This is a genomic window from Slackia faecicanis (assembly GCF_003725295.1).
Taxonomy (GTDB): domain Bacteria; phylum Actinomycetota; class Coriobacteriia; order Coriobacteriales; family Eggerthellaceae; genus Slackia; species Slackia faecicanis.
The window spans coordinates 1-19,315 of sequence record NZ_QICB01000006.1; the positions used below are offsets into that span (position 1 = coordinate 1).

General features: G+C 60.1%; 8 protein-coding genes and 1 CRISPR repeat array. Of the genes, 1 reads left to right on the forward strand and 7 read right to left on the reverse strand.

All coding sequences use genetic code 11. The features are described from left to right. Positions 1-200: 200 nt before the first annotated feature. The 6 genes from DMP07_RS07250 to rpoB form a co-directional block, all read right to left on the reverse strand. Positions 201-1,415 carry an amidohydrolase gene (locus DMP07_RS07250; protein ID WP_123198488.1) on the reverse strand — a complete coding sequence of 405 codons (1,215 nt, stop codon included), beginning with the start codon at positions 1,413-1,415 and terminating at the stop codon, positions 201-203. Positions 1,416-1,681: 266 nt separating this feature from the next. After that, positions 1,682-1,990, reverse strand: a complete 309-nt coding sequence (gene cas2 / locus DMP07_RS07255) for a CRISPR-associated endonuclease Cas2 (RefSeq protein ID WP_211324540.1) — start codon at positions 1,988-1,990, stop codon at positions 1,682-1,684. A 22-nt stretch (positions 1,991-2,012) separates the two neighbouring features. Further along, a complete protein-coding gene (gene cas1, locus DMP07_RS07260; protein ID WP_123198490.1) occupies positions 2,013-2,903 on the reverse strand; it encodes a type II CRISPR-associated endonuclease Cas1 in 891 nt (296 codons plus the stop codon). Between the two features lie 390 nt (positions 2,904-3,293). Beyond that, positions 3,294-4,585: direct repeats of the CRISPR family, unit length 36 nt; unit sequence ATTGTATCAGCTTGGGGAAAAGTGCGAGCTCAAGAC. Between the two features lie 99 nt (positions 4,586-4,684). After that, the gene (gene cas9, locus DMP07_RS07265; protein WP_123198491.1) at positions 4,685-7,705 is read right to left on the reverse strand and encodes a type II CRISPR RNA-guided endonuclease Cas9; all 3,021 of its coding nucleotides are present in this window, start codon (positions 7,703-7,705) and stop codon (positions 4,685-4,687) included. A gap of 177 nt (positions 7,706-7,882) precedes the next feature. Further along, complete coding sequence (locus DMP07_RS07270) at positions 7,883-12,253, reverse strand: DNA-directed RNA polymerase subunit beta' (RefSeq protein WP_123198492.1); 4,371 nt, start codon at positions 12,251-12,253, stop codon at positions 7,883-7,885. After that, a complete protein-coding gene (gene rpoB / locus DMP07_RS07275; protein WP_123198493.1) occupies positions 12,254-15,829 on the reverse strand; it encodes a DNA-directed RNA polymerase subunit beta in 3,576 nt (1,191 codons plus the stop codon). A gap of 748 nt (positions 15,830-16,577) precedes the next feature. Here rpoB and DMP07_RS07280 point away from each other — a divergent pair. Then, a complete protein-coding gene (locus DMP07_RS07280; RefSeq protein ID WP_123198494.1) occupies positions 16,578-17,471 on the forward strand; it encodes a LysR family transcriptional regulator in 894 nt (297 codons plus the stop codon). Between the two features lie 78 nt (positions 17,472-17,549). Here DMP07_RS07280 and DMP07_RS07285 read toward each other — a convergent pair whose 3' ends face one another. Continuing rightward, positions 17,550-19,283 (reverse strand): sensor histidine kinase, encoded by a 1,734-nt coding sequence (locus DMP07_RS07285; RefSeq protein WP_123198495.1) that lies wholly within the window; start codon positions 19,281-19,283, stop codon positions 17,550-17,552. Positions 19,284-19,315 lie beyond the last annotated feature (32 nt).

Consider the following 19,315-nt stretch of genomic DNA (forward strand, 5'->3'; position numbering starts at 1 on the left):
ACGGCCTGAACATCGTCAATATCCGACGGAAAGGTGGTTTTGTAAAGCAGATTGGGTACCACCCGCAAAGCGGGTGGTTGTCTCGGCGCGGCTACGCGCGCGCCAGGCTGAAGCCATTAAACGAAAAGCCGCCGCCGACCCTTCGGTCGACGGCGGCTCGAAACGCCGTGGTTCGGCCCAGGGCGAAAGCGCCCGAAAGCCTACTCGTTCAAGAAGTCGATCGCGTACTGCGTGTACAGCATGGCGCCCTTCACCAACGTGCTTTCGTCGACGCGGTAGTAGCAGCTATGCTGCGCATGCACCGCATCGATATGCGGGTTGCGGCATCCCAGGAACACGAACGCGCCGGGAACGCGCGCCAGGTATTCGGAGAAATCCTCGCCCGCCAGGGTGCCTTCGTAATCGCACAAGGCATCATCGCCGAACAGCTTCTTCACGCTGGCCTGCGCCCTGTACGCGCTTTCCTCGTCGTTGGCAAGGCCCGCGTTGCCGGCCTCATAAGTCAGCTTGGCCGTGGCGCCGAACGCGCCGGCGGAGCGGTCGATCAAGTGCTTCAGGCGATCGGGCATGGCGGCGCGCGTCTTCTCGCTCCACGTCCTGACCGTGCCGGTCAGATAGGCCGAACCGGCCATGATGTTGCGCGCTTCGCCGCCGTGGACCTCGCCCACCGTGACGACCAGCGGCTCGAACGGAGAAATATCGCGGCTGACCAAAACCTGAAGGGCGACGACCAGCTCTGCGGCAACCACGACGGCATCGACGCCCTTGTGAGGCATGGAACCGTGGGCGCTCTGGCCGTCGATATCGACGCGGAACCAGTCGGTATGGGCCATGCGCTGGCCCGGCTCGGCCGAAATCTTGCCCGCCTCGATTTCGCTCCAGATATGCATGCCGAACACGCCGTCGACGCCGTCGAGGGCGCCGGCGCGGATCATCATGCGCGAGCCGATGGAAATTTCTTCGGCGGGCTGGAAGATGATACGCACCTCGCCGTGGATCTGGTCGCGCATCTGCATGAGAATGCGCGCCGATCCGAGCATCATCGCAATGTGGCAATCGTGACCGCACGCGTGCATGACGCCGCTGTTCTCGGATTCATACGGCAAGCCGGTTCGCTCGAGCACGGGCAGCGCGTCGATATCGGCGCGCAGGGCGATGCGGCGTTTGGGGTTGCCCTCGGCGTCGTACGCGTCGTCGGCCGTTCCCTTGATCGTAGCGATAACGCCCGTCTTCGCCACGCGCTCGTACGGAATGCCCATACGTGCAAGACGGGCACAGATGGTGCCCGCCGTGCTGACCTCTTTGCCTGACAGCTCAGGATGCGCGTGGAAATAACGTCGGTCGGCGACGATCGTGTCCTCCGTCGCGGCCGCTATCTCCTTGATGCGCTCGGTGACCTGCTCTTCGATTGCCATGATGCCCGCTCCTTAGCAGCACGAATCGTTTCGAAACAAGCAATCCGCGCCTTCGCTCGTAGTTTTTCGCCTCCACCCTATCACATACGTCTCGACGGAAAATCGATTCGGCGCGAATCACGGGCGAATAGCGCATATAAGCAGCGGAAATGCACCATACTTCGCATAAATGGGGCGCCTTGACGCATGGCCGCCCGTCGCAAGGCACCCGAAGGCGCCCGCGGCTAGGCCCTTCGGGCGCAGACTCGCCTCGCTCCATTTCAAAGCTAGAGAACAAGCGTGAGCTGGGCGCTTTCTTCAACGGGCTTTTCCTTATGCTCGCTGAGCAAAACAAGCCGATCTTCGTATTGCTTCTCGGTCATCTGGATAACCGTCACTTCGCCCGCTTCGGGCAAGTGCTCCCTGAGACGCGCAATGTGCATCGCGGAAGATTCGCGCGTTATCAGGAGCCTCGAGTACACCGAGAACTGCTCCATGTGGTAGCCGTCATGGATAAGAAACTTCCTGAACTCCGCATAAGACTTCCGCTCTTTCTTGTTCCCCGTAGGCAGATCGAACAACACCATCAAACGCATGACCCTCATTCCTCCTCCTGTCCTATTCGACCGTTACCATTTCAAGCCCCTCGAGTCGCGGCAGGAGAAGCTTGCTCGGATCCTTCTCCAAGACAGCCGTCCTCAGGGAAGACAAAACAACCTCGATGCATTGCTGGCATCCGCAATGCTTTCCGTCTATCAGCATCACATGCTCGAAAACACGGGCGAGCAACGCCTTATCGGATGATTCCAAGGGATCTTCGAGGCCGTAGCTCATAACGATAAGATCGACAAGCGGGCGAAACGGCTCTATCAGATCGTCCACTAAGTTGAATGCGTTATAGACGCTGTGGTGATGAATGCCCTGGGAAGCAAGCCACCCGCCGCCCACGACAGCGCGGCCTATTCCCGCGCGCAAAACGCCATACCCGTAATCGAGGGCGGCGCTCTGTGCGCTGGCCCTTCTGGTTCCATCCTTGATCAGGCGCTTGAAATACACCGCGGCAGCAGCGCCTTCCCTGTTGTTCTTATCGCCCGACTGAACCGAAGCGGCGTATTCATCAAGAGGGCTCGAATCGATGCCCATCTCTCTCAAAACAGCGGCCTGATTCTCTATTTTCGATTGAACGATTCTTTTCCAAAGCTGCTTTTTCATCGGCACGCTCATCATGAGCTGGTCTTCCACGATTTTTGCATGGCGCGAATGAGCGCCAAGCGGAAGAAGAAGGCCGTTCGGCATGTGATTGCGCCCGCAAATCATCACGCCGATTCCCGCCTCGTTCAGGCTCGACATGCACGATACCGTGAGGGTGCTGAGATGCGACTCCACGATGACGACCCAGATGTCTTCAAGAGGAATAGCCAGGCTTTTATCGTCCGTTTCGATCTGGAGCAATCCGTTCCGGACGCATAAATGCGCCTTACTCTGAATAAGGATAGTCCTCTGAGCCATTTTTCACGCACCTTCCCTGTGAATGCGCTACAATAAGGCAATGTCAAACGTCTCACCTTGGGGAAAAGTGCGAGACTCCAGACAAGGGGAACCTACAACGGTAGGTTCACCCGTAGGGTTACCCCCGCGTCATCTTCGGAAGGCGCGGGGCGAACTCTTTTCTGGGCAAAATAGCAGCCGTAAATTCTTACGCCATTCTTCCATGACTCCATAAAGCTAACACATTATGAGGGTATTTTTCACCCCTCATCTGGGTGTTTTTTGGCCCAATGACAGCTGGAATAGCAAAATAAAATCGAATAAAACACTCTCACATGCAGTCGTTTTCGGTTGGATTTTATTTGAGAGAAAATGCAAATCCCCTGATGACAGGGGATTTTTTCGATACATATTGTATCAGCTTGGGGAAAAGTGCGAGCTCAAGACGCTGTGGCAATGTTGAGTGATGCTGATATGATTGTATCAGCTTGGGGAAAAGTGCGAGCTCAAGACCCAAGATTTGTCGTCAAACTCGCGCGTTTCATTGTATCAGCTTGGGGAAAAGTGCGAGCTCAAGACTACTATCGTCGTCGAGAAGGCGTCGTGGTTATTGTATCAGCTTGGGGAAAAGTGCGAGCTCAAGACCGGCGTTCTGCGTGGTTTCGATGGCTTCGTATTGTATCAGCTTGGGGAAAAGTGCGAGCTCAAGACTAGTACGGATCGCGTCTATCTCGGTGCCGTGATTGTATCAGCTTGGGGAAAAGTGCGAGCTCAAGACACTATGACTTTACTTGTATACGTCGAGCGGATTGTATCAGCTTGGGGAAAAGTGCGAGCTCAAGACTTGCCCGAATCGTCAAAGATGGCCGAGATCAATTGTATCAGCTTGGGGAAAAGTGCGAGCTCAAGACTAGGCGGTTTGGGCAGAAAGATATGCACCGATTGTATCAGCTTGGGGAAAAGTGCGAGCTCAAGACCAAAGACGCATTGATGCCGCGCGAGGTGCAATTGTATCAGCTTGGGGAAAAGTGCGAGCTCAAGACCTACACGAAGCCGCGAGTGTTGCCGATAGGATTGTATCAGCTTGGGGAAAAGTACGAGCTCAAGACACGGCCTATTACGACTACGCCGTGGGCAACATTGTATCAGCTTGGGGAAAAGTGCGAGCTCAAGACTATCCAGTACGCGGGCTATATGTGTCTCTCATTGTATCAGCTTGGGGAAAAGTGCGAGCTCAAGACTGCGCAGCCTGAACTCTTTCAGCGTTTGCAATTGTATCAGCTTGGGGAAAAGTGCGAGCCCAAGACTCGAAGCCGACTGCCAGCAGGTGCGCGGCGATTGTATCAGCTTGGGGAAAAGTGCGAGCTCAAGACTTCCGATGCGTGCTGCTTCATCAGCGCAGCATTGTATCAGCTTGGGGAAAAGTGCGAGCTCAAGACGAAGACGAGTCTGTCGTCGGCGTCGCATGCATTGTATCAGCTTGGGGAAAAGTGCGAGCTCAAGACAAACGTGATGGGGATTACGCGGCGCCTAGCATTGTATCAGCTTGGGGAAAAGTGCGAGCTCAAGACCTGTGGGGATTCGTAGACGGGCGCGTCCTGATTGTATCAGCTTGGGGAAAAGTGCGAGCTCAAGACACGAAATAGCCTTCGGCGTCGCGCAACGGCATTGTATCAGCTTGGGGAAAAGTGCGAGCTCAAGACGTACTCGATGGCAACCAGTATCAAGAACCACACGGAAGCTTATTGGAATCAAAGCAATTCGGACCTCGTAAAACCAAGACGAGGCCCGAATCGATTAGGCTAACCGACAATGCCCCCACGAACCACCTTGGGAGCATCCTTGCCCGTAAGACTTCCAATGGTCGGCGCAGATATCGACTCACGCGTCATTGGGTCAACGAACTTCCATGCAACACCACCCATGTCAAAACCAGAAAGGCACCCAACCATCTCTTTCACCCTGACAACATCACCAAGATACAACTCAACCGGACGCTGGAGCAAAAGCCGTTCGGGAACAGGCGCCCACGCCGAACGGCCGCAGTGGGCCTTTGCGATTCGCGGCACATACGTGCCATCCTTAAGAGCGGGAATATCAGACTTGTACACCGGGTCGGCATACCAGCCGCCAACGACCTTCCCCTTCTTTTTAATCTCTGGATCGTGCCACAAACGCAGGCACAGCATCTCGCTCACCTTAATGACCGATTTTCCATCATCGGACACTACGGCATTGCCCATGACCTTATCTTTGTCGACGCCCTTCTTTCGGCCAAGGTCCTGCCCTTTTTCGTTCCGACCGACATACGAATACACTGTCTGCTCGAAAAGCTCACCGCTGCCTTTACGAGGCACATAGCGCGTGGGTACCACGAAATCGCGACGTGCGCGGACATCGTCGGCGAAGCTTTCCCAGGGCATGCTCTCACGCAACGCCTCCATACGGGCATCTCTGCGCTCCTCCGACGTCATATTACGCGTGATGCTCCAGTGCGTTCCCTTCATAACCTTTGCCGTCTTGATGACAAGGCCCCTGCTGCACGCGGCAATAACGCAGGCGTCCGTAGCATGATGACGGTCGTCCGAACGGTCCTTCTCCCCCGTTGCTCCGAAGTTCAGCCCCCATCGGCGACGCAACCATGCCGTAGCGCGACCCGTCGTGGGAACAACGTGAACCTTCATGCCGTCATCGGGGAACAACAGGCAATCGGACAGATAGGCGCAGACTTCGCGCGACATATAAGCCGTGTCGGTCACGTTTCGCTGGAGGAATTCGACTTCCTTCGATTCCAAATCCTGCTCGAGCAAGAATTCTTTCTTGCGGTGCTTAAGATGCTGGTTCGCCTGAACTCGAAGTTTGAACTCGTCCCACGACGGAGCACCAGGCTGGCCCGAATTCATCCATTCATACGGAGTCTGCTCGCGTTTCTGCTGATTGCTTTCCGAAAGCACGAGCACCTTGTTATTACGCGAATTCTCTCCCGTTCGCGAAAACGGAAGAATATGGTCGATCTGCGTATAGGTGTCATCGCTCAAAAGGCGTTGGACGTGGATACGCTCGCCCGTATACAAATCGGAGTTTTCCTGCTCCTCCCACAAGCGGTACTTCTCTATCTGCTTTCCGCTCACCTCATCGGGGCTGCAGGAAAGAATGTCCGCGGCCTGAACGGCTATGCGCTCGCGCTCTTTCTCGTTTTTCTTATTGGCCTTGGCAATTTCTTCTTTCGCACGCTTAGGCAACCGAAGCTCGCGGTCAAGTTCGACGTGGATTTCGTTCGGAACGCCCCATTTGCCGCATATGGCATTTACGACCTTGCGCATTTGCGACATAGCACGAATGACGACAGGATTGTTATTCGTACGACCCGCCGCGCTTACCCAGGCCTCATAGGGAATCAGCTTCTCGGAACGCTCGAGCTGTGGGCCGCCAAGACGCAACGCATCCAACCCACATGCCGCCTCGGCATCGGTCAGATTGAGCACTTCGGGTTCTTTGAGACAAGCAAGCAGCAAGTCGAGCGCCTTTTTCGAGCGGCTTCCATATCCATTCAGCACTTTAGACGAATACGGCAGCGCGCAAAGCGCCTGCTTTTCATCATCGCTAAGAGGAAGCTGGCTGAGGCAGTTCTCCAAGCTCGACGCAGATGATGCATACGCGGCGGCCTCCATAACGGCATCCGCCAAATCGATATCGTCCCTCAACCTTGCGAGAAGCTGCGGATTGGATTCCCGCAACGTCGAATACAAGGCGCGCCAACCGCTGGGTTTGAACACCTCACGGGTCTTTTCGTCATCGGCAGGAACGCCCTTGAAATAATCGCGCGAACTCAAGTCGAGCTTTTTGCGCAAGGCACCGAACTTCACAACGCGGGTCTTCGCATTCGGATCGGCCGTAAACAATATGCGAATGCATTCGTCTCGTTCGGCCGCCGTAAGACGGCGCACGCCGCCGTCGCCGAGCACGATGGTTATATTTCCCAAAGCGCCATACGCGGAAACAAGCTCGCTCGTAAGCGTGCAACGTGCCGCGCGCTTCTCTTGCGGAAAGTAAACGCATGACCCCACCAGGCCGTACGTACGCCTATCGAAATCGTCGCGCGGCCGTTCCCAATTGCATATGTCGATGTATTCGCGCTCGAAATCTTCAGAGGCAACCTTGGAACCGAACGAGCGCTGTGCTTCGAACAGAATACGGGTTTCTTCGATAAGCTGCTCGTGCTTGACGCACATCTCGTAATTGCCCCCGCGATTCCTGCTCGTGGGACGCGACGCGAGCCATTCGCCTGCGGTTCTGAATTTTCCTGCTGCGATTTCTTTTTCATTCGCGCTGATCGCAGCAAGCACCTTGCCGTCATCGCTCGATTTATCCTGAGCGCCTTCGCCGTGCGGAATGTAGCCACGACGCTTGCACAGAGAATAGAGGGCCATGGCCCACTCCCTGTTCGTGAGCATGCGATTCAGGCCATCGACACGAAGCTTGAGGGGCTGTTTATCCCCTTTGACCGTATGAAGATATTCTTTATCGGCATCATCTGGAACGACGCCGTATTTCTTAAAGCACTCGAAGCAATGCTTGAGTCGATCCTGCGTTCGGTCGATATTGCGCCGCGTCGAACGGAAGCCGCGACGAATAGCGGCCAAGCTCTGCTTCGTTTTAGGATGCAACGGGGCATCGAACAAGCGAACGCCCATTTCCAAGATCTCATGATTGTTGATATCGAGCAACGCGAAGCCGCAACTCGCAATGCCTGGGTCCATTCCCAAAACCAGATATCGAGGACGACCGAGCCGACCGACCGCCTCTGTTTTAACCTCGACCATAGTACGCTCCTTCCCATTTCATACAGAGTATCACCTCAGACGGAAAGACGTGGCGGCGTTGGGGGTTTCCCTGTTATGGGACAGGGAAAACGGGAGAAGCGGCGCCGGGAAACCGCCTGCGCAACGAAAAGAAGGCGGCCCGAAGGCCGCCTTCTTCATGAAAGCGATGTATGCGCTTTATTCCTCGTCTTCGCCTTCGGACTCGGACTCTTCCGAAGTCTCGCCGAAGCCGAGGTCGCCCAGGCCGCCGAGCAGAGCGTCGAGCTCGCTCAGATCGCGGTGATAGCTGCGGGGAGGCAGGGCCTCGCCGAGCATCTCCTCACCTTCGGTGTTGAAGGTGGCCGGAGCGTCGCCGCCGATGAGGATGGTGTCATCGGGGCTGAACACCATGTCGAGCAGCTGGCTCATGTCGTCGCTCGAAGCGGCCAGATCGTCCTCGAGCAGGTAGCCGAGCTCGTGCTCGTTGAGGCCGGCCTTGAGCTCCTCGAGCGCCTTGGCGCCGATGCCCTCGATGCGCAGCAGCTCGTCTTCGGTGTAACCGACCAGGTCGGAAACCGTCTCGATGCCCGCCTCGCTGAACTTGTTGGCCCAGCGCTGAGACACGCCCAGGTCGTCGTAGAGGTACAGACGTGCATCCTCGTCGGAGAGCTGCTGGGCGCGGCCGCCGCGGAAGCTGCTGCCGCCGAAGTAGCTGGAGTAGCCGTTCATGTAGTTCTCATCGAGCGACCAATCCTGCGGCTGAGGCAGCAGGTCCTCGATTTCGCGCAGCTCGGACGGAGCGTAATCGGGCAGCTGGTCCTCGATTTCGCCGCCGACGGACTGACCCTTGTAAGTCAGACCCACCTGGTGGTAGCGAGCGAGGCCCGTACCGGCAGGAATCGGCTTGCCGATGATGACGTTCTCCTTCAGGCCGGACAAAACGTCGGTCTTGCCCTCGATGGCTGCGTCCGTGAGAACCTTGGTGGTCTCCTGGAACGAAGCGGCCGACAGGAACGAGTCGGTGGCGAGAGACGCCTTGGTGATGCCCAGCAGCAGAGGCTGGCCCACCGGCGGCTGCTTGCCTTCGGCGATGAGCTCGTCGGCGATGCGCTCGAACTCGTGGCGGTTGACCTGGCGGCCGGGCAGAAGCTCGGAATCGCCGGCGTCCATGACCACTTCCTTGCGCAGCATCTGACGCGCGATGACCTCGATGTGCTTGTCGTTGATGTCGACGCCCTGGGACACGTACACGTCCTGGACCTCGGCCACGATGTAGCGCAGCGTGGTGTTGGGGTCGGTCAGGCGCAGCAGGTCGTGCGGGTTCACGGAACCCTTGGTGAGCTGCTGGCCGGGCTTGACCTGGCAACCGTCGAAGATGCCGGGCAGAAGCTGGGCGCGCGCGGAAACCACGTACTCGCGGAAGTTGCCTTCCTGGTCATGGACCGTGAGGGTCTTCGTGGTCTTGTCGGAAGACACCTGCAGCGTGCCGCCGATTTCGGCGAGGACGGCGAGGCCCTTAGGCTTGCGCGCCTCGAACAACTCGGTGACACGGGGCAGACCGTGCGTGATGTCGTCGCCCGCAACGCCGCCAGCGTGGAACGTACGCATCGTCAGCTGCGTGCCGGGCTCGCCGATCGACTGGGCGGCGATGACGCCGACAGCCGTGCCGATGTTGACCGGGCGGCCGGTGGCGAGGTCCCAACCGTAGCACTTCTGGCAGACGCCGTGCTCGGCGTGGCAGGTCATGACCGTGCGGATGACCACCTCGTCGATGCCCGCGGCCTCGAGAGCCTTGAGGTCGTCCATCGAGGACAGGTAGTCGCCCTCTTTGAAGTCGCCCGTGTCGGCAACCAGGCAGCGGCCGATCAGGTTCTCGTCGAGCTCGCCCTTCTCGTTGTGCAGCGGATAGGACACGCCCTCGGTGGTGCCGCAGTCGATTTCGCGGACGATGACGTCCTGCGCGACGTCGACCAGACGACGGGTCAGGTAACCCGAGTCGGCGGTACGAAGCGCGGTGTCGGTCATGCCCTTACGGGTGCCGTGCGTGGAGATGAAGTACTCCAGAACCGACAGGCCCTCGCGGAAGTTCGACTTAACGGGGCGGTCGATCGTGCCGCCCTTCGTATTGCCCATGAGGCCTCGCATGCCGGCGAGCTGACGAATCTGCTTGATGTTACCTCGTGCGCCGGAGAACGCCATCATGTAGATGGGGTTGAACTTGTCGAAGTTATCGGCCATGGCGTCGCCGACCTTGTCGGCCGTCTCGTTCCAGATGTCGATAACCTGCTTATGACGCTCCTCGGGGCTCATGAGGCCCATCTCGTAGTCTTCGTCGATCGCGGCGACCTTGTCGTCGGCGGCGGCGAGCAGCTCGGCCTTGTTCGGCGGAACCGTCGCGTCGAAGACGGACACGGTGATGCCTGCGCGCGTGGCATAGTGGAAGCCGGCGTCCTTCAGACCGTCCAGGATGCCGGGCATCTCGGACAGGCTGTAGCGGTTGCAGCAATCCTCGATCAGGCGGCCGATTTCCTTCTTGTTCATCTCGTAGTTGATGAACGGATGGTCCTCGGGCAGCACGGCATTGAACGTGATGCGGCCGACGCTGGTCTCGATACGCTCGCCTGCCTTGTGGTCCTCGAACACGCCGTAGGCCGTGGCCACCTGCATGTCGCGGTTCAGGCGGACGCTGATCCTGGCCTGCAGGTCAAGATCGGCGCGGGCGTCGTAGGCGTTCAGGGCGTCGTCGAAGTCGACGAAGACGCGGCCTTCGCCCGGGAAGCCGTCGCGCACGGCGGTCAGGTAGTACAGACCGATGATCATATCCTGGGTAGGAATGGTCAGCGGACGACCGTGAGCAGGGCTCTTGATGTTATTGGAGGACAGCATGAGCACGCGGGCCTCGGCCTGAGCCTCGTTGCCCAGCGGCACATGGACTGCCATCTGGTCGCCGTCGAAGTCGGCGTTGAACGCGGTGCAGACCAGCGGATGCAGCTTGATGGCCTTGCCCTCGACCAGCACCGGCTCGAACGCCTGGATGCCCAGACGATGCAGGGTAGGTGCGCGGTTGAGCAGCACGGGGTGGTCGACGATGACCTCTTCGAGGACATCCCACACGTAGCTGGCACCGCGGTCGACGGCGCGCTTGGCTGCCTTGATGTTGGCGGCGTACTCGAGCTCGACCAGGCGCTTCATGACGAAGGGCTTGAACAGCTCCAGAGCCATCTGCTGAGGCAGGCCGCACTGATGCAGCTTCAGGTTCGGGCCGACGACGATAACCGAACGGCCGGAGTAGTCGACGCGCTTGCCGAGCAGGTTCTGGCGGAAGCGGCCCTGCTTGCCCTTGAGCATGTCGGAGAGCGACTTCAGCGGACGGTTGCCGGGGCCCGTGACGGGACGGCCGCGACGGCCGTTGTCGAACAGGGAGTCCACGGCCTCCTGCAGCATGCGCTTCTCGTTGTTCACGATGATCTCGGGAGCACCGAGGTCGAGCAGGCGCTTCAGGCGGTTATTACGGTTGATGACGCGACGGTACAGGTCGTTGAGGTCGGACGTGGCGAAACGGCCGCCGTCGAGCTGGACCATAGGACGCAGGTCCGGCGGAATGACCGGAATGACGTCCAAGATCATGTCGCACGGGCTGTTGTCGGACTTCAGGAACGCGTCGACGACCTTCAGGCGCTTGATGGCCTTGGCACGCTTCTGGCCCTTGCCGGTCTCGATGGTCTCCTTCAGCTCTTCGGCCACCTTCTCCAGGTCCATGGCCTCGAGCAGGTCGCGGATAGCCTCGGCGCCCATGCCGCCCTGGAAGTAGTCGCTGTAGTTCAGACGCATCTCGCGATACAGGGCCTCGTCGGGCACGAGCTGCTTCGGCACGATCTTCAGGAACGTGTCGAATGCCTCGGTGCGCAGGGCCTTGCGCTCGCTGAACTCCTCGTAGATGTCGGCGATTTCCTCGTCGACCTCCTCGGGGCTCATGCGCTCGTCTTCGTCGATTTCGTCGATGAACTCGTCGTCCTCGGGCACGTATTCGGTGGAAAGGCGACGCGTGGCCTCGACGAGGCGGTCGCGCTCGGCGTCCAGCTCTTCGAGGTCGGCGGCCAGCTCGTCGCGCAGCTCTTCCACGTCTTCCTCGCGGGCCTCTTCATCGACCCAGGTCACGATGGAAGATGCGAAGTACAGCACCTTCTCGAGCTCCTTCGGCGCGATGTCGAGCAGATAGCCCAGACGCGACGGAGAGCCTTTGAAGTACCAGATGTGGCTGACGGGAGCGGCGAGCTCGATGTGGCCCATGCGCTCGCGGCGAACCTTGCTGCGGGTCACTTCGACGCCGCAGCGCTCGCAGACGATGCCCTTGAAGCGCACGCGCTTGTACTTGCCGCAGGCGCACTCCCAGTCTTTGGTGGGGCCGAAGATCTTCTCGCAGAACAAGCCGTCCTTTTCGGGCTTGAGCGTGCGGTAGTTGATGGTCTCGGCCTTTTTCACCTCGCCATGAGACCAACCGCGGATATCCTCGGCGCTGGCGAGGGAAATACGCAGGGCGTCGAAATTGTTAACGTCGAATTCGCTCATTTATCGCTCTTCTCCTTCGCCGGTTTCGGTAACGGTAGCGCTATCGGCGCCGATCAGGCTTTCAACATCGGCATTCGAGCCGCCCAGCAGGTCGTCGTCCATGAGGGAACGAAGGTCTGCGGCGATGTCTTTGAGGGCATCGCCTTCGGCGGGCTCGGACTTCTCGGCATCGCCGTCGAGCAGGGTGCGCGCACGGTTGGCGCTGTTCCTGGTCTCGGCGTCGGCGGCGTCGAAGTCGATGGTGTGCTGGTCCTGCGCCACCATTTCCACGTTCAGGCCGAGGGACTTCATTTCCTTCATGAGAACCTTGAAGGACTCGGGGACCTCGGCGTCGTCGATGTTGTCGCCCTTGACGATCGCCTCGTACGCCTTGACGCGGCCGGCGGTGTCGTCGGACTTGACGGTCAGAATCTCCTGCAGCACGTTGGAAGCGCCGTACGCGTACAGCGCCCAAACTTCCATCTCGCCGAAACGCTGGCCGCCGAACTGGGCCTTGCCGCCGAGAGGCTGCTGGGTGATCAGGCTGTAAGGACCGGTCGAACGGGCATGGATCTTGTCGTCGACCATGTGGCCCAGCTTCAGGATGTACGGGAAACCGACCGTGATCTGCTCGCGGAAGGGCTCGCCGGTGCGGCCGTCGTAGAGCGTGGTCTTGCCGGTGACGGACAGCTGCGGGACGAACTCGTCGCGCGCCATGTCGCCGTACTTCGCATGATTGAGGTTGATAAGGTTGGCGTTGGCCTTCTGGATGACGTCGACGATCTCAGGCTCGGTCGCGCCGTCGAAGACGGGGGTCGCGACGTAGGTCGGGCCTTCGACGGCCTCGGTCGTGCCTTCGACATCGGAGAAGCCCCACTTGGCAGCCCAGCCGAGATGGCACTCGAGCAGCTGGCCGACGTTCATACGGGAAGGAACGCCCAGGGGGTTCAGCATGACGTCGATCGGCGTGCCGTCAGCCAGGTACGGCATGTCCTCGACAGGCAGAACGCGGGAGATAACGCCCTTGTTGCCGTGACGACCGGACAGCTTGTCGCCCTGCTGGACCTTACGCTTCTGAGCGATGTAGACGCGAACGAGCTCGTTGACGCCCGGAGCCAGTTCGTCGCCGGCCTCGCGGCTGAAACGATAGATGCCCACGACGCGGCCGCCCGCACCATGGGGAACCTTCAGGGAGGTGTCGCGGACCTCGCGGGCCTTCTCGCCGAAGATGGCGCGCAGCAGGCGCTCCTCGGCGGTCAGCTCGGTCTCGCCCTTCGGCGTGACCTTGCCGACGAGAACGTCGCCGGGGAACACTTCGGCGCCCACGCGGATGATGCCGTCGGCGTCGAGGTCGGAGATCATGTCCTCGGAGATATTGGGGATCTCGCGGGTGATTTCCTCAGGACCGAGCTTGGTGTCGCGCGCGTCGATTTCGTATTCGGAGATGTGGATAGACGTGAGCAGGTCCTCGGCCACAACGCGCTCGGACACGATGATAGCGTCCTCGTAGTTGAAGCCTTCCCAGGTCATGTAGGCAACCATGAGGTTCTGGCCCAGAGCCAGCTCGGCATGGTCGCAGCTGGGGCCGTCGGCCAGGACGTCGCCTGCGGCCACCTCGTCGCCCTTGCGAACGATCGGCTTGTGGTTGATGCAGCCGGACTGGTTGGAGCGCTGGAACTTGGGAACCAGGTACTCGTCGAATTCGCCCTCGTCGTTGCGGATGATGACGGTGGAGCCGTCCACGTAGTCGACGACGCCCGGGTTCTGAGCCACGAGGACTTCGCCGGAGTCGACCGCGATGCGGTGCTCGATGCCGGTGCCGACCAGCGGGGCATGGGGCTGCAGCAGGGGCACTGCCTGACGCTGCATGTTGGAGCCCATGAGCGCGCGGTTAGCGTCGTCGTGCTCGAGGAACGGAATGAGCGACGTTGCGACAGAGGTCATCTGACGCGGGGAAACGTCCATGTAATTCACTTTTTCGGGGGCCACCACGTCGGGCTCGCCGAAGACGCCTGCGGCGTCGCGCGTACGGCACAGAACCCTTTCGGCGGGAACGAACTCGCCGTCGACGAAGCTGCCGAACACGCGCGTCTCGGGGTCGAAGGACTCGTTCGCCTGAGCGATCGCGAAGTTCTCTTCCTCATCGGCGGTCAGGTAGTCGACCTCGTCGGTCACCTTGCCGTCGACGACGCGACGGTACGGCGTCTCGATGAAGCCGTAGCTGTTGATGCGGGCGTAGGTTGCCAGCGAGCCGATCAGGCCGATGTTCGGGCCTTCAGGGGTCTCGATCGGGCACATGCGGCCGTAGTGGGAGTTATGGACGTCTCGGACTTCGAAGCCTGCGCGCTCGCGCGACAGACCGCCCGGGCCGAGGGCCGACAGACGACGCTTGTGCGTGATGCCTGCGGCGGGGTTGGCCTGGTCCATGAACTGGGACAGCTGCGAGGAGCCGAAGAACTCCTTGATGGCCGCCACGATCGGGCGGATGTTGACGAGCGACTGCGGCGTGATTTCGTCGGGCTCCTGCATGCTCATGCGCTCGCGGACGACGCGCTCCATGCGGGACAGGCCGATGCGGAACTGATTCTGAATCAGCTCGCCGACCGTGCGGATGCGACGGTTGCCGAAGTGGTCGATATCATCGACGGCGAAGCCCTCTTCGCCCTCGTGCAGCGCGACGATGTAGCGCATGGTCGCGATGATGTCTTCCTCGGTCAGCGTGGAGGAATCGAAATCGGAAGGGAAGCCCAGCTTCTTGTTGGCCTTGTAGCGACCCACCTTCGCCAGGTCGTAGCGCTGCGGGTTGAAGAACAGGCCGTCGAGCAGCGTGCGCGCAGAGTCGATCGTGGGCGGCTCGCCGGGGCGGAAGCGCTTGTAGAGCTCGATCAGGGCCTCGTCCTTGGTGGTGGCGGGGTCGCGGTCGAGGGTGCGCAGGACCATTTCGGAGCTGCCGAGCACGTCGACGATTTCCTCGCGGGTCTCGGCGATGCCGAGCGCGCGCAGAAGCAGCGTGGCCGGCTGCTTACGCTTGCGGTCGATTCGCACGGAAAGGATGTCGCGCTTGTCGGTCTCGAACTCGAGCCAGGCGCCGCGGGAAGGAATGACCTTCGCGCCGAAGATGGTTTTATCGGAGGTCTTGTCGCGCTCGGAGCTGAAGTACACGCCCGGGGAGCGGACCAGCTGGGAGACGACGACGCGCTCGGTGCCGTTGATGATGAACGTGCCGCGCGGGGTCATGAGCGGGAAATCGCCCATGAAGACTTCCTGCTCCTTGATTTCGCCGGTCTCGCGGTTGATGAAGCGAATGTTGGCGAACAAGGGAGCCTGGTAGGAAACGTCCTTCTCTTTGCACTCGTCGACGGTGTATTTCGGGTCGCCGAATTTATGCGCGCCGAGCTCGACGCACATGTCCTTCGTTGCGTTCTCGATGGGGCACACGTCGTTGAATGCTTCGGTGATTCCTTCATCCATGAACCACTTGAAGCTATCCGTCTGGATGGCGATCAGGTTGGGCACATCCATGACGTCGGGAATCTTCGCAAAGCTGCGACGTTCCCTATAAAGGCTGGTGGGAGCGCTGTTTTCTGCTTTGGCCACAGGTCTTCCTTCCGTTAGGGAAATAGACGATATGAGCGTAAATACGCAAACGAATAATTTAATCACGTTGAAAAATTAAGTCAAGACTTTTTTTCACGAAGTATGGATGTTTTGTGCTTTTAAGAAAAAGCATCACGCTGCTGAACAGGCAAAACGGCAAGTAGGTTTCTAAAAGAAAGTAACTTTCATTATATGGAGACACCGTGAGGGCGCGCCGTACGGAAGCATTTCGGCGGCGAGCGAAACGGCATGGAGCCGCAAACGCACGCGAAGCCGCGGCGCATGGGCGCGAAGCCGCGAAGACCGCTCCGGACGAACGTCAGGCATGAAAAGCCCCTTGCGCCGAAAGGCGGAAGGGGCCTCGAGAAAACGAGCGGGACAAGCAGAGAAGGCTTAAGGGAAGCAAGCCGAGAGAGGAAGGCCTGCCCCGCCTTATGGGGCGGGCGCGTCGAAAAGACGAAGCGCCCTCGAATATGGCAAGGTGCCGACAGTCGCACACAGCCGCGGCGCCGTATGAAACGGCCGCCGCGACGTGCACTTTGGGTGTCGGAACCGGAGGCATCTCCTTACGGGCGGTCGCCTTGCCCGCATAACCTCCGATACATGCATAGTAGTTTCTGCAGATATGAAAGTAAAATGAGTGTATCTTATATTTAATTAAAATTTTCTTATACCCTCGTGTGTTTTGTGTGTGTCGAAAATCAACAGCACGCAGCGATGCGCTGAATACCGTGCGGAAGGAGGCGCCGTGGCGAACCAGAAATACGAAGCATTCGTCACCGTCGCCAAGACGGGCAGCTTCAAAAAGACCGCCGAAATCCTCGGCTACACCCAGGCGGGCGTCAGCTACATGATGAGCTCGCTCGAGCAGGAAATGGGAACGGCCCTGTTCACGCGTGGCCATTCGGGAGCGCGCCTGACCGCCGACGGGCGCAACCTGCTGCCCTGGATCCAAGACGTCTGCGCAAGCGAGCACGCGCTTCAGATGCGCCTGGACGAGCTTCGGCACGTCGGCGGCGGCAGCCTGCGCGTGGCGGCGTTCGCCAGCATCGCCGTGCAGTGGCTGCCGGGCATCATGGACGTGTTCCTGCACGATCGCCCCAACATCGAATACGAGCTGGTGATCTATGAAAGCCAGGACGAAATGGAAGCCGCCACCTGGCGCGGCGAATTCGACTGCTGCTTCGTGATTTTGCCCGCCACGCTCGACTTCTTCACCATTCCCCTGGCGCGCGACCCGCTCTATGTGGTGCTGCCGCCCGAACACCCCCTGGCCGACGCCCCGTTCTTCCCGAAAGAGTCGCTGGCTTCCGAACCTTATATAAAGGTACGAAGCAGCGACGACTTGACCGAGTTCGACTCGGTGTTCGCCCAGCACGACGTCGAGCCGCACGTGCGCTACGTGATGGACAACGACTACGCCGTGATGGGCATGGTGAACAAGGGGTTCGGATTCAGCCTGTTCCCCCAGCTCGTTTTGGAAAGCGCGCCGTTCGAGCTGGCGCGCGTGAAGCCCGAGGTGCCCACCTATCGCGAACTGGCCATAGCCGTGCGCTCGTACAGCAGGGCGTCCATGGCCACCAAGGCGTTCATCGAATGCGTGCGCAAATGGGTGGCCGAAGAATGGACGCCCGCGCAATAAGGCGATCGGCGGCGCCCCGTCGATCAGCAGCGAGGCACCGAACCCGTTCCGCACGAAAAACAGCCGGGGCGAGCGACCTTACACGGGAATGCGCAGCGTGAAGACCGTGCGGCCCGCCACGCTCGTCGCAGTTAAGTCGCCTCCGTGCGCACGGGCGATTTCGCGCGCGATGGCCAGGCCAAGGCCCGCGCCGCCCCCTTCGGTCGAACGGGCGCCGTCTTCGCGATAGAACTTCTCGAAGATCGACTGCAAGTGCTCGGGGCCGATTTCGCGGCCCTGGTTCTCGACATCGACCACGAGGGCGCGGCACGTCGCATCCCGCTCCTCTTTTCCAACCGCACCGGGCGCATCTTCGCAGCGGGCGCGAACCGTCACGGTCGATTCCTTATCGGCATAGGCCACGGCGTTTTTAAGCAGGTTATTCAGCACGCGCGACACTTTCTCGGCGTCGGCGAAGCACTCGATCGGATCGTCGGCGCATACCTCGATATCGATCGAGCGGGCCTTAGCCGCCGGATAGAATTCGTCGGCGACCTGACGGCACAGAAGCGCCGCGTCGAAACGTTCGCGCTCGATGGGAATGGAACCCAGGTTGTAGCGCGTGATTTCGAAGAACTCCTCCATCATGGATTCCAGGCGATACGACCTATCGAGCGCCACCTGGGCATAGCGAGCGCGTTGGGCCTCGGGCATATCGGGCGCCTCGGCAAGCAAGGTGAGATAGCCCACGATCGAGGTGAGAGGCGTGCGGATATCGTGGGCAAGATACGCCACCAGCTCGTTCTTACGCTGCTCGGCCGCCAGCGCCGCACGTTCGGCGTCGTCGCGCCCGCGTCGCAAGTCGGCAAGCGCGCGGGCCGTGGGCTCCAACTCGCGCGGCAGGCCGGGTTCTTCGTCGCGCTTCGTGAACAGCGCCTCCATAGCATCGAACAGGCTGGCGAAACAGCGGGTCAGCCATGCGAGGGCGAACGCGAGCACGGCAATGACGCCCGCCAGATACAAGACGACCGACATAGAAAGGCGCAGGCTGCGCACGAAGTCATAGAAACCAAGATCGCGATATTCCATATGCCCGTCGGCGTAATACATTTCATTCCAAAGCTGCCGCGCCTGCTCGGTCGTCCAAGGGGATTCGACGCGCACCGCCGACGGATCGGTCCCGAGCGCGGCGCACGCCTCTTCGAACAGCGCCTGCTTGGACGCCTCGTCGCGATCGGCCAGAATGCCCGCGACCACCGCGTCTTCAGAGGGCATGGCCGAGCGATATTCGTGCATGGAGCCGTCCGCCGCGGCGTCGAGATTCTGCAAAGCTCCGTCGGAAACCCCGTCTTTGCCAGACGCATCAGATGCGTCGGAAGCGGACTCCTGCCCGGTTGCAGCGCCTTGGTCTGCCATGGCGCCATCGCCCGACGTCGCGGCATCCGACGAATCAACGCCGGAAGACTTCGCGCCGCCTGTCGCGGCACCGAGCGCATCGGAAACGCCGCGCGCGTCATCGGAAGCGCGGTCGTATGCGGTCTTGTCATCGGCCAGCAAGGCGGCATAGCAGGAAATCATCGTAACCCGCGTCTTTTCAAGCGACGCCTCGAACCATACCGTATCGTCCAGATCCGCCTCCTGGGCGCTCAGCGTACGCCACGGGCATGCCGACGAAATGGCATCGGCGAGGCGCGGTGCGACGAACGCATCCACGGCCACAGCCCATACGCCGAACAAAGCCGTCCACGCCAACAGCCCCGCAACCATCCTGCGAGCGAAGCCGCGTCGCAGCGCGCGAAGCTGCTCGCCGCGATATCCATGTTGCTTCTCCATGCGAGTACCCCCCCCCGATTCGGTCGAAACAG